Genomic DNA, 15,402 nt, shown 5'->3' with positions numbered 1-15,402 from the left:
TATCAATTCTAGAAAGAAGTGACATGGGTTTCCCTCAGCACCGACCTCGCCGACTCCGGCAGAATCCTGCAGTTCGTCGACTCGTGGCAGAATTTGAGCTCTCCTCGCGACAGCTGATCCTGCCCGCCTTTGTCCGTGAGGGACTCACCGAGCCGAACCCGATCACCTCCATGCCTGGCGTCGTGCAACACACCATGGATTCGCTCAAGGCTACCGCGGCGGATGCAGCGCAGCGTGGCTTGGGCGGCATTATGCTCTTTGGTATTCCAGAGAATCGCGATGAGACCGGCAGCGCCGGGATCGATCCGAAGGGGATTTTGAATAGGGGCATCGCCGCCGTCCGCGAAGAAGTGGGCGACGAATTAGTGATCATGTCCGATGTCTGCCTGGACGAATTTACCTCTCATGGACACTGCGGCGTGCTTGATGAAAAGGGCGCGGTGGACAATGACCGCACCCTAGAAATTTATGCCGAAATGGCAGTGATGCAGGCTGAAGCCGGCGCGCATATCCTCGGCCCATCGGGAATGATGGACGGGCAGATCGCCGTCATTCGCGAGGCCCTCGACCAGGCCGGCAAACAAGACGTTGCGGTACTGGCTTACGCGGCAAAATACGCCAGCGCCTTCTACGGACCGTTCCGTGAAGCCGTCGATTCGCAGTTGCAAGGCGATCGCCGCACCTACCAGATGGACGCGTCGAACCGCCGCGAGGCACTGCTAGAGGTTGAGCTGGACCTCGCCGAAGGTGCCGATATGGTCATGGTGAAACCAGCCATGAGCTACCTAGATATCGTCTCGGACATCGCACAGATGTCGCCGGTACCGGTCTCCGCTTACCAAATTTCCGGTGAATACGCGATGATCGAAGCTGCCTCGGCCAATGGATGGATTGACCGTAAGGCCTCCGTAATGGAGTCCTTGCTGTCGATTCGTCGTGCGGGCGCCGAACAGATCTTGACCTATTACGCAGCCGAAGTTGCCGGCTGGTTGAACGAAGGAAAGAAATAAATGTCGAATTCCGAGAAGCTTTTCGCCGAGGCTCAAGAAGTCATGCCCGGTGGCGTGAACTCGCCAGTTCGTGCCTTCGGCTCCGTCGGTGGCGTGCCACCATTTATGGTCGGCGCCAAGGGTGCTTACCTGACCGACGCAGACGGCAAAGAATATGTTGACCTAGTCTGCTCCTGGGGTCCAGCCCTATTGGGTCACGCTCACCCCGAAATTCAGTCGGCGGTTCACGCAGCTGTTGACCGCGGGCTGTCCTTTGGCGCATCTACCCCGGATGAGGCGAAGCTTGGGAAGCTGATCAAGGATCGAGTCGGAGGGGTAGACCGGGTACGTATGGTCTCCACCGGTACCGAAGCGACGATGACCGCGGTGCGTTTGGCCCGCGGCTTCACCGGTCGAGAACTGATCATCAAGTTTGCTGGTTGCTACCACGGCCACCTCGATAGCCTCTTGGCCGATGCCGGCTCGGGCGTTGCAACCTTGGCGCTACCAGGTTCCGCTGGAGTCACCGCGGCCACTGCGGCCGAAACCCTCGTATTGCCATACAACGACCGTGCAGCGGTTGAAGCCGCATTCGCTGAGCACGGGGCGAATATCGCCGCCGTGATCACCGAATCAGCACCGTGCAATATGGGCGTAGTCACCCCGGAGGAAGGCTATAACAAGTTCCTCAAGGACACCACCGCCAAGTACGGTGCACTGCTGATTCTTGACGAAGTACTCACCGGCTTCCGCGCATCATCTTCCGGTTACTGGGGTCTGAGTGGCAAGGATGAAGGCTGGAATGCGGATATCTACACCTTCGGTAAGGTCATCGGTGGTGGCCTTCCGACCGCTGCCTTAGGTGGTCGCGCCGATGTTATGGATTACCTAGCTCCGTTGGGCCCGGTATATCAGGCTGGCACGCTTTCGGGTAACCCGGTAGCGATGGCTGCCGGTATCGCTCAGCTGACCCACGCCACCGATGAGGTCTACGCTCACATTCTCAAGCAGTCCAACGCTCTGCAGGCGAAGCTCAGCGAAGCTTTCAACGAGGCAGGGGTAGATCACTCGATCCAGCGCGCAGGCTCCTTGTTCTCCGTAGCATTTGGCACCTCGGCCAAGGGCGTACATAACTACGCAGATGCACAGGCTCAGGAAGCGTTCCGCTACGCACCGTTCTTCCACTCAATGCTTGACTCAGGTGTCTACCTGCCACCAAGTGTGTTCGAAGCTTGGTTCATCTCTGCAGCGCATGATGATGCTGCCATGGAGAAGATCTACGCAGCACTGCCTGCGGCTGCTCAGGCTGCCGCTGCTGCCACCGCGTAACCCCCTAAAAACCGAGGTACCAGCTTTCCGCAATGGGGAAGCTGGTACGTCGGTTTTTTATACCCTGGAGATTTCAAGGGGGACTTGTAGAGTCGATCTTGATAGCTTGGCAAGAACACCAATAGTTGCAAGAAATATGAGGAACGGTATATGTCAGACGTCGTCTCGGAACATCTGGTACCAAAAACAGATCAACAGATCCCCGAATTCTTAGAGCATCTCGGTATCCCGGGCCTCGCCGATATTCACGTGCATTTCCTCCCAGAACCAATGCTGCAGAAAGTCTGGGCGTACTTTGATCGGGCAGAACAAAGTTATGGCCGCCCGTGGCCCATTAAGTATCGAATGGACGAGGAATCGCGTATTAGACGGCTTCGCGAGATCGGGCTAGCAGCTATTCCTGCATTGTCCTACGCCCATAAGGCAGGCATGGCGATGTGGCTCAATAAATGGGCACAAGACTTCAGCACTCGCGTATCCGGGGCCTTGCACTGTGCGACTTTTTATCCGGAACCCGGAGCTGGCACCTACGTCCAAGACGCAATCGACGCCGGAGCACAACTATTTAAGCTCCACATTCAGGTCGGTGGCTTCGCACCGGATGATGCACAACTCGATGAAGCTTGGAAAGCGCTTGAACAAGCGCAAATCCCGGTGGTAATCCACGCCGGATCCGCACCCCTCGACGGTAGTTTCACCGGTCCGCAACATGTCCGCCAACTCATGGAGAATTTCCCCAAGTTGGTGCTGGTGATTGCGCATATGGGCATGCCCGAATATCACGAGTTTGCGGATTTAGCCGAGGAATATTCGGGCGTACATTTAGACACCACCATGGTAGGTACTGACTTCACCAATGAATTTGCGCCGATGCCAGATAGCTATATCAACCGCTTGCCAGCCTTACAGGACAAGATCATTCTCGGCTCGGACTACCCGAATATTCCGTATGCCTACGCCCACCAAATCGAGGCACTAGCCCGTTTAGGGCTTGGGAGAGCCTGGCTCAGAGCGGTGCTTTGGGGCAATGGATCCAAGCTACTAGGTTTATCTGGTGAGGCAGATTCTTGAGCTTAAGCAACGTAGCGCTCCTCTGCCGGTGGGCAAAGGAGCGCTACGTAAGGCACTGTGGAGTCCTTATGAAGCTGGGATAACGCTTCCGTCGGTCCAGGTCTTCTTGATGTATGCGGCTACTTCTTCGGAGTGCAGCAGTTCGTCAAGCTTGGCAATGGCTGGAGTTTCCTCGTCTGCACGCCAGGTCAGGAAGTTCGAGTTCGGGTTGTCCTGGGAGGACTCCTGCGCAAGTACTTCATCCAGGTTCAGCTTCGCCTGAACGATGTAGTTTCCGTTGATCACTGCCAGCCCGATGTTGTCATCTTCGGCGTAGAACTTTGGAACCTGCTCCGAGTTCACTTCATCGAAAGTGAGCTTCTTCGGGTTCTTGGTGTCGTCACCGTCAAGGGTCAGTGCTGAATCATCGTCGGTGAGACCCGAAAGCAGTCCTACGCTTTCCAGTACGCGCAACCCGCGAAGCTGGTTCACCGGGTCATTATTGAGCAGCACCATTGAGCCGTCGGCGACGTCTTCAGGCTTGTCGAAATTCTTCGAGAAAACGGTCAGTGGCTCCAAATGGACGCCCTTACCGTGTTCGAATTCGTAGCCCTTGTCGGCAACCTGCTGTGCCAGGTACGCCTCGGTCTGGAAGTAGTTAGCATCGATGGTGCCATCGGCCAAAGCAATATTTGGCGTCTGGTAGTCATCAATTTCCTGAATTTCCAGGTCGATACCGGCATCCTTAGCCAAGTTCTGATCGATGAATTCAAGAATCTGTGAGTGTGGGACCGGGCTTGCGCCGACCTTGACGACTACAGGGTTTGCTGGGTCGAGGCTAGGTGCTGCCGATGGTTCGGCGGATCCGGTGCTACCGCAGGCGGTCACCGCAAAGAGAGTAGCGACACCAGTGATGGCAAGTGCGAGCTTTGTACGCATTGTGAGTGTTTTCCTTTGAATACGAACCGTTGCCGGTAACGAAAGGGGAGGTTTGGTATGGCAGTACTGCCTACCAAGCCCGTCGGGTGACCGACGGAAAATTATCTAACGGTGATCGATCTTGCGAGCGACGATGTCGCCAACAATCTGTACGATCTGGACCATGATGAGGATGATAACCATGGTGACCAACATGATTCCCATGTCGTAGCGCTGGAAGCCATAGTTGTAAGCTAGGCGCCCCAGACCGCCGCCGCCGACGAGTCCGGCCATTGCCGAATAACCGATGAGCGTGACCACGGTGGTAGTCAGTGCGGCGATAAGTCCTGGCATCGCTTCGGGTACCAAGACTTTGCGAATAACCTGCATCTTGGTGGATCCCATCACCAATGCCGCATCAACCTTGCCTGATGAAACATCACGCAACGCAGTTTCAACAAGTCGAGCGAAGAAAGGAACCGTACCGATGGTCAATGACACGGAGGCCGCCACCGGGCCGAGTGACTCGCCGGTGATGGCCTTGGCCAAGGGAATCAGCGCCACCATCAGAATGGCGAACGGAATCGAACGGGTGATGTTGACGATGATGCCCGAAAGCACCACATTCAGCCAACGAACGGGTAGCAGTCCGCCCTTGCCGGTGTTATGCAGCAAGATTCCCAACGGTAAACCAATGACAATGGTGAAGACTGTAGCAATCAGGACCATCTGTAGCGTTTCCACGGTGGCCGGCCACATAGCCCTGGTGATACCTGGGTTGTTCAAGAGTTCAGTGAAGAAATCCATAACTTACTTGGCCTCCTTCACAGTTACTGCGATTCCAGCGGACTTCAAATATTCCACGATTGCGCCAAGATCTGCCTCAGGGGCAAGCTGCACGCGCAAGTGGGCGAACTGCTGGTCGCCTAAGTGTTCAACAGAGCCAGCCAAAACGTTGACATCGGTGTTGAATTTACGTGCGATACCAGAGATGACAGGTTCGGTTGCCTGATCACCGGTGTAGAGCAGATCTACCACCGGTCCGGCACCCTCGACCTGCGGTGCGTCGCCTGGAAGCGGAAGTAGCGTTGCAGCCAAACGTCCTGAAGGGTTTGTAATGACCGCTTCAATGTCGCCGTGTTCAACGATTTTGCCGGCTTCAAGAAGGGACACCGAATCACAGGCCTGCTTCACTACGTGCATCTCGTGGGTAATGATCAACACGGTGATGTTCAGGCGGTTGCGTAGTTCTTTGACAAGTTCAAGAATTTCATCGGTGGTCTGTGGATCCAACGCACTGGTCGGCTCATCACAGAGCAACACATCGGGGTCGGTGGCCAGGGCGCGGGCAATACCTACGCGTTGGCGCTGACCGCCGGAAAGCTGCGAGGGATAGCCCTTAGCGAACTGGGTCAAGCCCACGAGCTCAAGAAGTTCCGAAACTTTTTTCGCAACGTCTTTCTTGGGTGTACCTACCAGTTCTAGTGGGTAGGCAATGTTTTGTTCGGTGGTGCGCGAATCGAACAAGTTCGCATGCTGGAAGACCATACCGATACGACGGCGGGCATTACGCAGCTCATCGTCGCTGACGTTAGTTAACTCCTTGCCGTTAACTGCAACGGTGCCGGAGGTCGGCTGGTCAAGCAATGTCAGGCATCGAACGAGCGTGGATTTACCAGCTCCGGAGTGCCCAACAATGCCGTGAATTTTCCCGGTGGGGACTTCAAGGCTCACACCGTCGAGGGCAACAACGTCATTGTTGCCTTGGCGGTAGACCTTACGCAGGTCACTAATTGTGATCACTAGGCGCGTTCCTTCAATTCTCAAGGGGTATAGAGAGTACCCTCCATTGAATCATCATCGAACAATATCGCCCTAACGCCCCTTAGAATAAGGTAACTATTCTTAATTTCGGGTGTAATTGACGATGCTGTCGAAGAAGATTCGCTGAATTGTGACTGAAGATGAACGATTGACTTGCCCGGCAATTCGGAAGAGTCATTTTAAAGATTGTGAAGTGAACAACAATTAGTGGAAAATCAGGCCGTTAGCTGTCTTTGATCGGCCAAGCACCGTCAACAACAGCCTGAGGATCACGCTTTCGTAGGTACTCCTGGAAGCTCGCGGCTTGATCCCGAGCCCAACCAATCTGCCAACCATGCAAGTCTTGTGGGTCCACCTGAAGCTGTGGATATTTTTCCGCAATAGCGCGAGCCACACCAACACATGCGACAGAGTCGGCAAACGAGGTGTGCGCATTTTCGAGAACTACACCGTAATGCTCACAGGCTGCGGCAAGTGTGCGCTTTCCCTTGCGAAACTTGTCCACCTGCTTGTCAATGATGAACGGATCGATCACGTTCCCCGGAATGAGCGGTACTAGGTCATAGCGCAACGCCTCGGCATGCAGAACCGAAAAATCGTAGGACGCGTTAAACGCCACAATCGGGGACTGCTGGGCAGCAAATTGAAGCAAATTGATGATCTCGGAAACACCCTGCGCGGCAGGCATTCCCTCAGCACGTGCCTTTTCGGTGGAAACACCGTGCACAGCGGTCGCTGCCTCGGGGATCTCAACTCCAGGGTCAACGAGCCACTCGCGCTGATTCACTACCTGCCCTTGAGCATCGAGAAGAACCACTGACGCGGTGACAATGCGAGCGGTGTTGGTATCGACTCCTGTGGTTTCCAAATCAAAGCCAACGACAAGACCCTTATGCCATTCATTCATAGAAACAACGCTACCCGTTCGTTCCTACAACTATTCCACTGACGCTCCGGTTGTGGATGAGGAACTTGAAGTTGGCACAATGGTGACATGAGCACCGTACCCACACCCGCAAGTCTCGAATACGCCGAAGCCGTTCACCGGCTCGCGGCATTAGTTCCACCAGGCGTGGTCCTTAGTTATGGTGACGTTGCAGAGCTGCTGGGTAGTGGTGGCCCAAGGCAAGCGGGAAAAGCTATGGCATCTTCACCGTCAGCTACACCTTGGTGGCGAATAATCCGCGCCGATGGCACGCTGCCACCTCTCCTAGCTGAGCAAGGCAATACCGCGTGGGTAAGCGAAGATACCCCGCGCAAGGGCCAACGCGTCGATATGAGCCAAGCACGGTGGCAACCAGATGATGCACAGTGGGAGCAAATTCAATCTTTGAAAGCGGCGTTGCAAGCAAGCTACTTGTCGCCAGCGGATGATCAACTATGAACATGGAAGAATCGACCGACTCGGCACCGTTAGGTACCACTTTATTGCTTGAGCAATTGTCAGTGGTAGAAAAACCGACGCTAGTCACTGGAGCCCCTGGCACTGGAAAAACTACAGCCCTAATTGATCTGGCTGTAGCGCAACTTGCTGCTGGCCTAGATCCGCTACAACTGTTGATCATTGCTCCAACTCGCCTTACGGCCGCCGGAATTCGAGATGAACTTAGCCGCCGGGCAGACCAAACCTTTACCGAACCGGTAGTTCGAACTTGGTCAGCGTACGCATTCGACCTGATTCGCCGGGCACGGTTAGAAGGTTTGTTGCCTGCTTTAGAGCGCGCACCACGACTTTTATCGGGACCAGAACAAGACACACTGATCGGCAACCTGCTCGAAGGACACCGGCAAGGTCTTACCGAAGGTCCGGGCTGGCCAGCAGATCTGGATCTGGCCGTAGAGACTCGAGGGTTTAGAAAAGAACTGCGTGAATTTTTTGATCGGGTCTCGGAACTTGGTCTTGAACCGGTGGATATTGCCGAACTAGGTGAACAAACTAAACGCAGCGAATGGGTTGCCGCGGCTCGTTTTTATCAGGAATATCGTGACCTGCTTGATTTGGGCAGTGCCGAGGCTTTTGACCCTGCGGGGCTGATGACCCGCGCCGCACAGATTCTTGAGCAAAATCCAGAATTTCTGAACGAAGAGCACGAAAAACTGCAACTAATTTTAGTGGATGACCTTCAAGAAGCGACGTTGTCCCAGCACCGGCTCCTGCGCATGATTGGACGCGAGCGCTCCCTGGTCGCTTTTGCTGCTCCAGACAATGTTGTCCAAGGATTCCGTGGTGCCCGGGCAGATGAACTGAGCCGGTTCGCACAGTCCTATAGTGCAAATGACGATATTCAGTTTTTCGAATTAACTAGCAGCTTCCGCATGGCGCCCGCCATCATGGAGGCGTGGCAGCGCGTGGTGCGCCGCATCCCTTTGGCAGCAGGTCAACGTGGCCGCGCCTTACACGCACTTCCCGATATCGAGGATGGCGAAGTTCTGGCGCTGTGTTTCGAAAACTCCACTTTGGAAGAGCGCTATATTGCCCAGCGCATCGTGCAGATGGACCTCTATGAAGGATTCCCACTCTCGGATATTGCCATTGTGGTCCGCAACGGTTCACAGGTGCGTTCACTCAGTCGATTCCTCGAAGGTCAGGGGATTGCGGTACAGGTCCCGCCTGCCGAAATCCCATTGAAGGATGAAGGAGCAGTACGGCCGTTATTGGATCTGGTCCAGCTTGCCTTAGCAGACGGTGTCAGCGATGACCCGTTACTCATGCAGAACTTATTGCTCTCGCGGTATGGCATGAGCACCGCTCTGGAAATTCGCCGACTGCGTCAGATGCTGCGCCAACGCGAAAGCTCACAAGGTGGGCGACGCTCCAGCCAAGAACTTCTCGAAGCCACCCTTCACGAACCAGAGTTGACCGAATCATTGGGCCCTGTGGCCTTCGGGCTTAACCGCTTGCTGACCATGTTTGATGCCTTACGCACGGAACTAGCCACCGGACAAGCGACACCAGAAACGGCCCTTTGGGCTCTGTGGGAAGCCTCGGGGCGCGCCAACGCTTGGCGTAAAGAAGCTTTGGGAACGGGCAATACCGCGCGCAGGGCCGACCATGATCTGGACGCGGTGCTCTCGCTATTCCAAGCAGCAGAGCGGTTCGTGGACCAGCTACCAGGCGCCAGCGTGGAGCTTTTCCTAGACCATATTTTGCATCAAGACCTTCCTATGGATTCGCTGGCATCTAGGGCCACCGGTACCCAAACGGTAACGGTACTAACCACCGCTGCCGCGGCAGGAAAACAATGGCCGGTGGTGTTCATCCCAGGCTTGCAAGAAGGTAGCTGGCCAAATCTCCGCCTCCGTGGAGAATTGCTAGGTTCAAATGCCTTGGCTGACGCGGTTGAGCATGGGATCTCCTTCTTAAGCACTCGAACCCCGACCCAATTGATACGTGGAATTCGCAGTGATGAAACACGAAGTTTCAGCAACGCTGTGTCTCGCGCGTCAAAAATGCTGATCTGTACCGCGGTAGACAACGAAGACTTCCAACCATCCTCGTTCCTGGACCTTGTAGATCCACATGACGCGGCGGCCAGAGAACTCACCGAGGTCCCTCGTATCAGGGCACTATCAACCTTGGTGGCAGAACTGCGCTCCATGGCCGAACGAGCCAAGGCTGCGCAGCTCGGAGCCATTCCAGAACCTGTGGACGTCTCAGCTCAAGAGATCTATCACGATGCCACCTCGGTCCTTAACCGCTTGGCACGAAATGACTATCCGGTGCGCGGTGCCCATCCGCAGAGCTGGTGGGGGCTGAAACCATTGAGCACAAATGCTCCTGTGGTTCCTGAAGACCAGCCACTTCGCGTATCGCCGTCCAAGGTGGAAACGCTAGTGAAATCACCGCTGAACTGGTTTGTGCAAAGCGCCGGCGGGCAGGCAGCCCATGACTTTGCCGCCTCCTTAGGTACCCTGATCCATTCAATCGCCGAGGAACACCCCGAAGCCAGCGGCACCGAATACGCACAGATCTTGGAACAGCGCTGGCCAGAGCTGGAAAAGCTTCCCAATTGGGAAGGCCAACGAGATTTTGACCGAGCCGAAGAGATGCTCAAAAAACTCGCACAGTATTCCATCACCATGCGAACTTCTGGACGGACGTTGGCTGCCATCGAACTACCGTTCCAAGTCGATGTCCCACACGAAGGAAAAAACATTCAACTACGCGGTGTCATTGACCGAATCGAAGCGGATGAAAACGGCAGGGTTACCGTGGTGGATCTGAAGACCGGTGGCACCGCGCCCTCAGCGAAGCTCACCGAAACTAATCCACAGCTTGCGGTCTATCAAACGGCAATCCAACTCGGCGCACTGCAGGACCAAGAAGAAACCGCGCAGTTATCCTCCGAACCGGCAGGTGCCTCGCTGGTATACGTGGGCACCTCAACAAAGTCGGCTTCGCTGAGAGACCAGCCAGCGCTAGGGGAGGACACCTGGGCTCGTGAGCTGATTCTGCAGGCCGCGCAACTGATGGGCGAGAGTGAATTCATTACCCGCCACACGGTTGGTTCAGAGGGGCTCCGAGGCTCTTGCACACTGCCCGAAATCTGCCCATTGTGCGAAGAAGGACGACAGGTCACCGAACCATGAGCAATATTAGATTCTCCCCACTAGAACTCTCCGAAGCTTTAGGAGAGCAGTTTCCACCCACCGAGCAACAAGCGGAGATCATTTCCGCGCCATTAGAACCAATGCTGGTGATCGCCGGCGCTGGGTCGGGCAAAACCAAAACTATGGCCGATAAAGTGGTCTGGCTGGTTGCCAATGGGCTGGTTCGCCCGGAAGAAATTCTTGGTGTGACCTTTACTCGTAAAGCTGCCGGAGAACTCTCGGTGCGTATCCGTGCCAAGATTGCGCAGCTTGTCGCTACGGGGTTGTTGAGTGAGGAAGAAACCCGCGACTTCCTTGACCCGGCCGTCTCTACTTATCATTCCTACGCAAATACCCTAGTCCAGGACTACGGGCTACGGCTGGGCATTGAAGAAGACACGGTACTACTGGGGGCCGCCCAATCCTGGCAGATTGCCCATCAGGTTTTGGAGAGCTACACGGGAAGTTACGAACACCTAGGTTCGGCGACCAGCACCTTGATCGATGCGATCGTCTCTTTTAGTTCCGAGTCCTCAGAGCATCTGGTCTCACCACCGCGGGCCCAACAGTGGCTCGACAAGCTCATCGAAGAACTCAACGTTCTCCCAATGCAGGCTGATAAGGAAAAGAACCGAACCGCCCCGGCTCAAAAGTTACTAGACAAGCTCGCCTCTCGGGCAACGATTGCTGAATTAGCCCAAGAATATGCGCTGTCGAAGCAAAAGCTGGGCGTCATGGATTACGGTGACCTGGTTTCTCACGCGGCACATATTGCCCAGCAGGTTCCCGCGGCGGCGCTCGCCGAACGAGCCAACCATAAGGTGGTTTTGCTCGACGAATTCCAAGATACCTCGCATGCCCAGATGGTGTTGTTCTCCGAACTGTACGGCCACGGTCATCCAGTCACCGCAGTCGGTGACCCGAATCAGTCCATCTACGGTTTCCGCGGAGCCAGTGCGGGACAGCTCTTCAGATTCCCCGAAGAGTTTCCTATTGTGCGTGAGACTGACAGGGAAGTTGCCCACGTTAAACACCTCACGGTCGCCTGGCGCAATACCGTCAACGTTTTGGAAGCGGCAAACCAGATCACCGCCGGTGGGCAGGAACCAGTTAGTGGACCGGTGTCGGTTAAACCTCTGGAACCTTCTGCTTTTGCGCAGCAGGGACGAGTAGTGCTCAACCGTTGCGCCACCGTGCGCGACGAAGCTGAGAAAATTGCAGATCTTATTGTGGCGCAGAACAAGCCAGGCACCGATACTGTGCTCAAGACCAGCGCCGTGCTCAGCCGCAACCGAGCGAATCTCTCGGTGATGGGGGAGGTGCTAGGTGAACGAGGAATCCCCTATCAGCTAGTAGGACTATCTGGGTTACTGAGCACCCCCGAACTAACCGACCTGGTGTCCTGTTTGCAGGTGCTGGTTGATCCGTTACGTTCAGACAAATTGATGCGGCTACTGGCTGGAGCGCGCTGGAGGCTTGGCGCCGCAGATCTAGCAGCATTTGCTGACTGGTCACGTTCGCTGGCCCGCCGCCGGCAAAAGGGACTAAACCCCGAACTGGATCCCGCTGAAGCGCTGACCGAACAGCAAAGCGGGCAGGAAGCGGCCCGCGCCGAATTAAACGATGCGGCCAGCCTTGTTGAAGCGCTCGATTACCTGCCACGGGCGCAGTGGACGAGTGCCGACGGACGCAGTATCTCTGATATTGGGTTTGAACGTCTTGAAGCCTTGCGCGCTGAACTACGTCAGCTGCGTCTGATCGCCAATGATGACTTAGAAGCGTTAATCCGTGAGGTCGAAAGAGCGATGAATTTGGATATTGAGGTGGCGTCAAGACCATGGATTGCCACGGATAAATATCGCGTCAACCTTGATGCTTTTGCCGATGTGGTGCGCGAATATTGCCGCAACGCCCCACGAGTAGAGCTGGCCGGATTCTTAATGTGGCTTGAACAAGCAGCTGAGAAAGAGAAGGGCTTGCCGCTACCATCGGAAGACGCAGACCCGAAGGCAGTGCAACTTCTGACGATTCACGCCTCAAAGGGACTGGAATGGGACACCGTCGCGGTGATGTCATTAAACGAGGGAGTGTTTCCGGGCGCCAAATCAGATCGTTGGACCAGCGGGGATAAAGCACTGCCGTGGCCTTTACGCGGGGACAACGGCGATTTGCCACAGTGGGATACCGACCAGCCTGCGCTCAAAGAACTGATTGAAGCCGAATCAATCTTCAAAGACCGCGTGGATGATCACCATATTGCCGAGGAACGCAGGCTGGCTTATGTGGCAGTGACCAGAGCGAAATCGTTACTGATCTGTTCTAGTAGCGTCTGGTCGGGTTCGCGGACCAAACCCTGTGAACCTTCGGTATTTATGAATGCACTACTTCCATTGGTGAATCTGGAAAACCCACATGCCGAAATCGGGATATGGGTGGAAGATGAGCAAGCCCCGGAAGAGAACCCGGTACGTTCCCAACCGTTAGAAGCACTCTGGCCCTATGACCCGTTGGAGGGTCCGGTGATTAGCGGTGCCGTGCAGAAAACACCGCATCCATACTCGCGCAGAGAAGTCCTACAGCTTGTGGCCGAGGACGTCACTGCGGACAAAGACAGCGATCAAATGCTCACCAGTTTTGGTGAACATTGGAATGATGAAGCGAACCGATTGTTGGCACAACGCGAGTTCCTCAACAATCGTGAACGTGTTATTGAAGCGCCCGAACATGTGCGAGCTTCGCTCTTTGTGGAGCTTGCTGAGGACCCGGTTGAAGTATTGGAAAACCTTCGCCGCCCCATCCCTCGCCGTCCCGGTTTAGCCGCACGGCGAGGTACCGCGTTCCATGCGTGGATTGAAGAGTTTTACGAACAAACCCAAATGCTGGACTTAGGGGAGATCGTGGAACCAGCGGATCGTTATATTGACGATGTGCTGGATCTTGAATCAATGAAGGAAGCGTTCCTCGCGAGCGAATGGGCTGATCGACAGCCAGCGTATGTGGAGGTGCCACTTGAAACACGTGTCGGGCCCGTTGCGGTACGTGGCCGTATCGACGCGGTATTTCAACTCGAAGATGGCACCTGGTTGATGCTCGACTGGAAAACCGGCCGGGTGCCAAGCGGAAAAGACTTGAAGAGCAAGTTGGTTCAGTTAGCGGTGTACCGCTTGGGCTGGTCACGACTTCATGGGATTGCGTTAGAACAGATCCAAGCAGCGTTCTACTATGTCAGCGCCGGCATCACAATTCACGCAGAATCTTTGGCTTCCGAAGAAGAACTTGAACTAATGATTGCCAACGCCTTCGTCACCCTGACAGAGAAAGAAACTAAGGGAACTACGAGCTAGTCTCTTCCTTTGACTCGGTGTCCTTCGCAGGCACCGAGTCCTCGGTTTTAGCTGCTGCGACAGGCTCAGGCGTTGCGTCAGTGGACTCGTCGCTGGTTTGTGGCACCGGTTCCTGACTTACTGGCTTTTGCTGTACAGGCACAGCCGAAGCAGTGGCAGGCTGTGGTGATGGCTGCGCCTCTAGATCATCATCTTCCTCAAGCTGAGTGACCTTCGAAGTGTTGATTGCCGGAGCGCTGGCCTTCTTTGGCTCGCTTGGAACTTCCGGCGCAAGTACCGGGGCAGGGGCGGCCAATGGACGAGGAGCTTCGACCACCGACAGTGGCTGTCCACCGTACTCGGCGATATTGGTATCTAATTCCTGCAACATCTCTTCGGCATCGGCGATACGCTCTGCGTCTTTGCTGTCCAAGGATTTCACCAGCCACTGTGCCAGCGCGAACTCTGCGGCCAAAGCGGCACGGCGCATAATGTGTGGGTCAGCGGATTTACCGCGTGCCTCAACATAGGCAGCAAAGACTCGCTCGCTAAAGCCATGATCATCGATGGCTGAAAGCCAGGCAAAGTCGTCGGCAGGATCTCCCACATGCAGGTCGGTCCAGCCCTTAACCGCGGTAATGCTCGAATGCGAAACCTGAAGTTGCTCTTCGTCAAAGTCTCCATGAACTACGGTGGCGTTAAAACGCCAAAGAGAGACGTCCTCCATGGCATGTTCCCAGCGACGAAGTAAACCGCTAGGTACCCGACCTGTTGCGGCCGCGGTATCGAGCTCGTTGAGCTTTCGCTGGCGCACCTCATCGGCGGTGTAGGTGGGCAAGCCAGCAACTTCAACGGATTCGTCGGGAATCTGATGGATCGCTGCCATGCACTGGCCGAGAGCCACCGCAAGCTTGCTTCCTTCCTCGACCAATTCTTCGAGGGTAGGCACCCTTCCGGGCAAATCTTTGTATACGAAGGTACGTAGTGGTCCTTGGCGTACGGTGCCAGCCACCGAGGGAAGCGAGAACGGCAAAGCCGCTCGGACCTTCGCTGAGAATGCGCGTAAGGCTGAGAGTTCGGCTTCCAAGCGCATACTTGCTTCATCATGACGCGGTGAGCGTACACGCCAGCGGTGCTTTTGAGCGTCCACGATGAGTGCTGAATCGAAGTCTTCTGCATCATCGGACAACGCGGCGAACCCGACCGGAGTTAATCCCGGTACGGCGGCGGTGGCAATTGCGGCGAGTTCCATGGCAGAGCGTTTCACACCCTCCACCGTATGCGAGATTGGCAGTATCTTTCGTGAATGACGCACGGAAGATTGCTTGTTTCGGCACTCAATCGGGCAGATGCGATTGAGATCATTGTCAATTGTTTCC

General features: G+C 55.4%; 11 protein-coding genes. 6 read left to right on the top strand and 5 right to left on the bottom strand.

The window, feature by feature from the left end; genetic code table 11:
• The first annotated feature begins 23 nt into the window (after nt 1–23).
• From hemB to CQ011_RS04620, 3 genes are all read left to right on the top strand, one after another.
• Nucleotides 24–1,010, top strand: coding sequence for a porphobilinogen synthase (gene hemB, locus CQ011_RS04630; protein ID WP_105675168.1), 987 nt, complete (start codon nt 24–26; stop codon nt 1,008–1,010).
• Complete coding sequence (hemL, locus tag CQ011_RS04625) at nt 1,011–2,318, top strand: glutamate-1-semialdehyde 2,1-aminomutase (protein WP_105675166.1); 1,308 nt, start codon at nt 1,011–1,013, stop codon at nt 2,316–2,318.
• A gap of 150 nt (nt 2,319–2,468) precedes the next feature.
• Nucleotides 2,469–3,389, top strand: a complete 921-nt coding sequence (locus CQ011_RS04620; RefSeq protein WP_105675164.1) for an amidohydrolase family protein — start codon at nt 2,469–2,471, stop codon at nt 3,387–3,389.
• A 66-nt stretch (nt 3,390–3,455) separates the two neighbouring features.
• On the opposite strand, the gene CQ011_RS04615 is transcribed toward CQ011_RS04620, so the two are convergent.
• The 4 genes from CQ011_RS04615 to CQ011_RS04600 form a co-directional block, all read right to left on the bottom strand.
• Nucleotides 3,456–4,307, bottom strand: a complete 852-nt coding sequence (locus CQ011_RS04615) for a MetQ/NlpA family ABC transporter substrate-binding protein (protein WP_105675162.1) — start codon at nt 4,305–4,307, stop codon at nt 3,456–3,458.
• A 105-nt stretch (nt 4,308–4,412) separates the two neighbouring features.
• A complete protein-coding gene (locus CQ011_RS04610) occupies nt 4,413–5,093 on the bottom strand; it encodes a methionine ABC transporter permease (RefSeq protein WP_105675160.1) in 681 nt (226 codons plus the stop codon).
• 3 nt (nt 5,094–5,096) lie between these two features.
• Complete coding sequence (locus CQ011_RS04605) at nt 5,097–6,089, bottom strand: methionine ABC transporter ATP-binding protein (RefSeq protein ID WP_105675158.1); 993 nt, start codon at nt 6,087–6,089, stop codon at nt 5,097–5,099.
• Between the two features lie 244 nt (nt 6,090–6,333).
• Nucleotides 6,334–7,017, bottom strand: a complete 684-nt coding sequence (locus tag CQ011_RS04600; RefSeq protein ID WP_105675156.1) for a 3'-5' exonuclease — start codon at nt 7,015–7,017, stop codon at nt 6,334–6,336.
• A gap of 87 nt (nt 7,018–7,104) precedes the next feature.
• Between CQ011_RS04600 and CQ011_RS04595 the strand changes: the two genes are divergently transcribed.
• Genes CQ011_RS04595 through CQ011_RS04585 form a run of 3 tightly spaced genes read left to right on the top strand, consistent with a single transcriptional unit; the run spans nt 7,105 to nt 14,044 of the window.
• Nucleotides 7,105–7,494 (top strand): MGMT family protein, encoded by a 390-nt coding sequence (locus tag CQ011_RS04595; RefSeq protein WP_105675154.1) that lies wholly within the window; start codon nt 7,105–7,107, stop codon nt 7,492–7,494.
• A 2-nt stretch (nt 7,495–7,496) separates the two neighbouring features.
• Nucleotides 7,497–10,700, top strand: a complete 3,204-nt coding sequence (locus CQ011_RS04590; protein WP_286161089.1) for an ATP-dependent helicase — start codon at nt 7,497–7,499, stop codon at nt 10,698–10,700.
• On the top strand, nt 10,697–14,044 hold the full coding sequence (locus CQ011_RS04585) for an ATP-dependent helicase (RefSeq protein WP_105675150.1): 3,348 nt from the start codon (nt 10,697–10,699) through the stop codon (nt 14,042–14,044). The genes CQ011_RS04590 and CQ011_RS04585 overlap by 4 nt, the downstream gene beginning before the upstream one ends.
• Here the strand turns inward: CQ011_RS04585 and CQ011_RS04580 are convergent.
• Nucleotides 14,034–15,290: a phosphotransferase gene (locus CQ011_RS04580; RefSeq protein ID WP_105676098.1), complete on the bottom strand. Its 1,257-nt coding sequence runs from the start codon at nt 15,288–15,290 to the stop codon at nt 14,034–14,036. The genes CQ011_RS04585 and CQ011_RS04580 overlap by 11 nt on opposite strands.
• Nucleotides 15,291–15,402 lie beyond the last annotated feature (112 nt).

Source organism: Arthrobacter sp. MYb213, assembly GCF_002979915.1.
Taxonomy (GTDB): Bacteria; Actinomycetota; Actinomycetes; order Actinomycetales; family Micrococcaceae; genus Glutamicibacter.
Note: the sequence above shows the minus strand (reverse complement) of the source record. Positions and strands in the feature narration are given on the sequence as shown.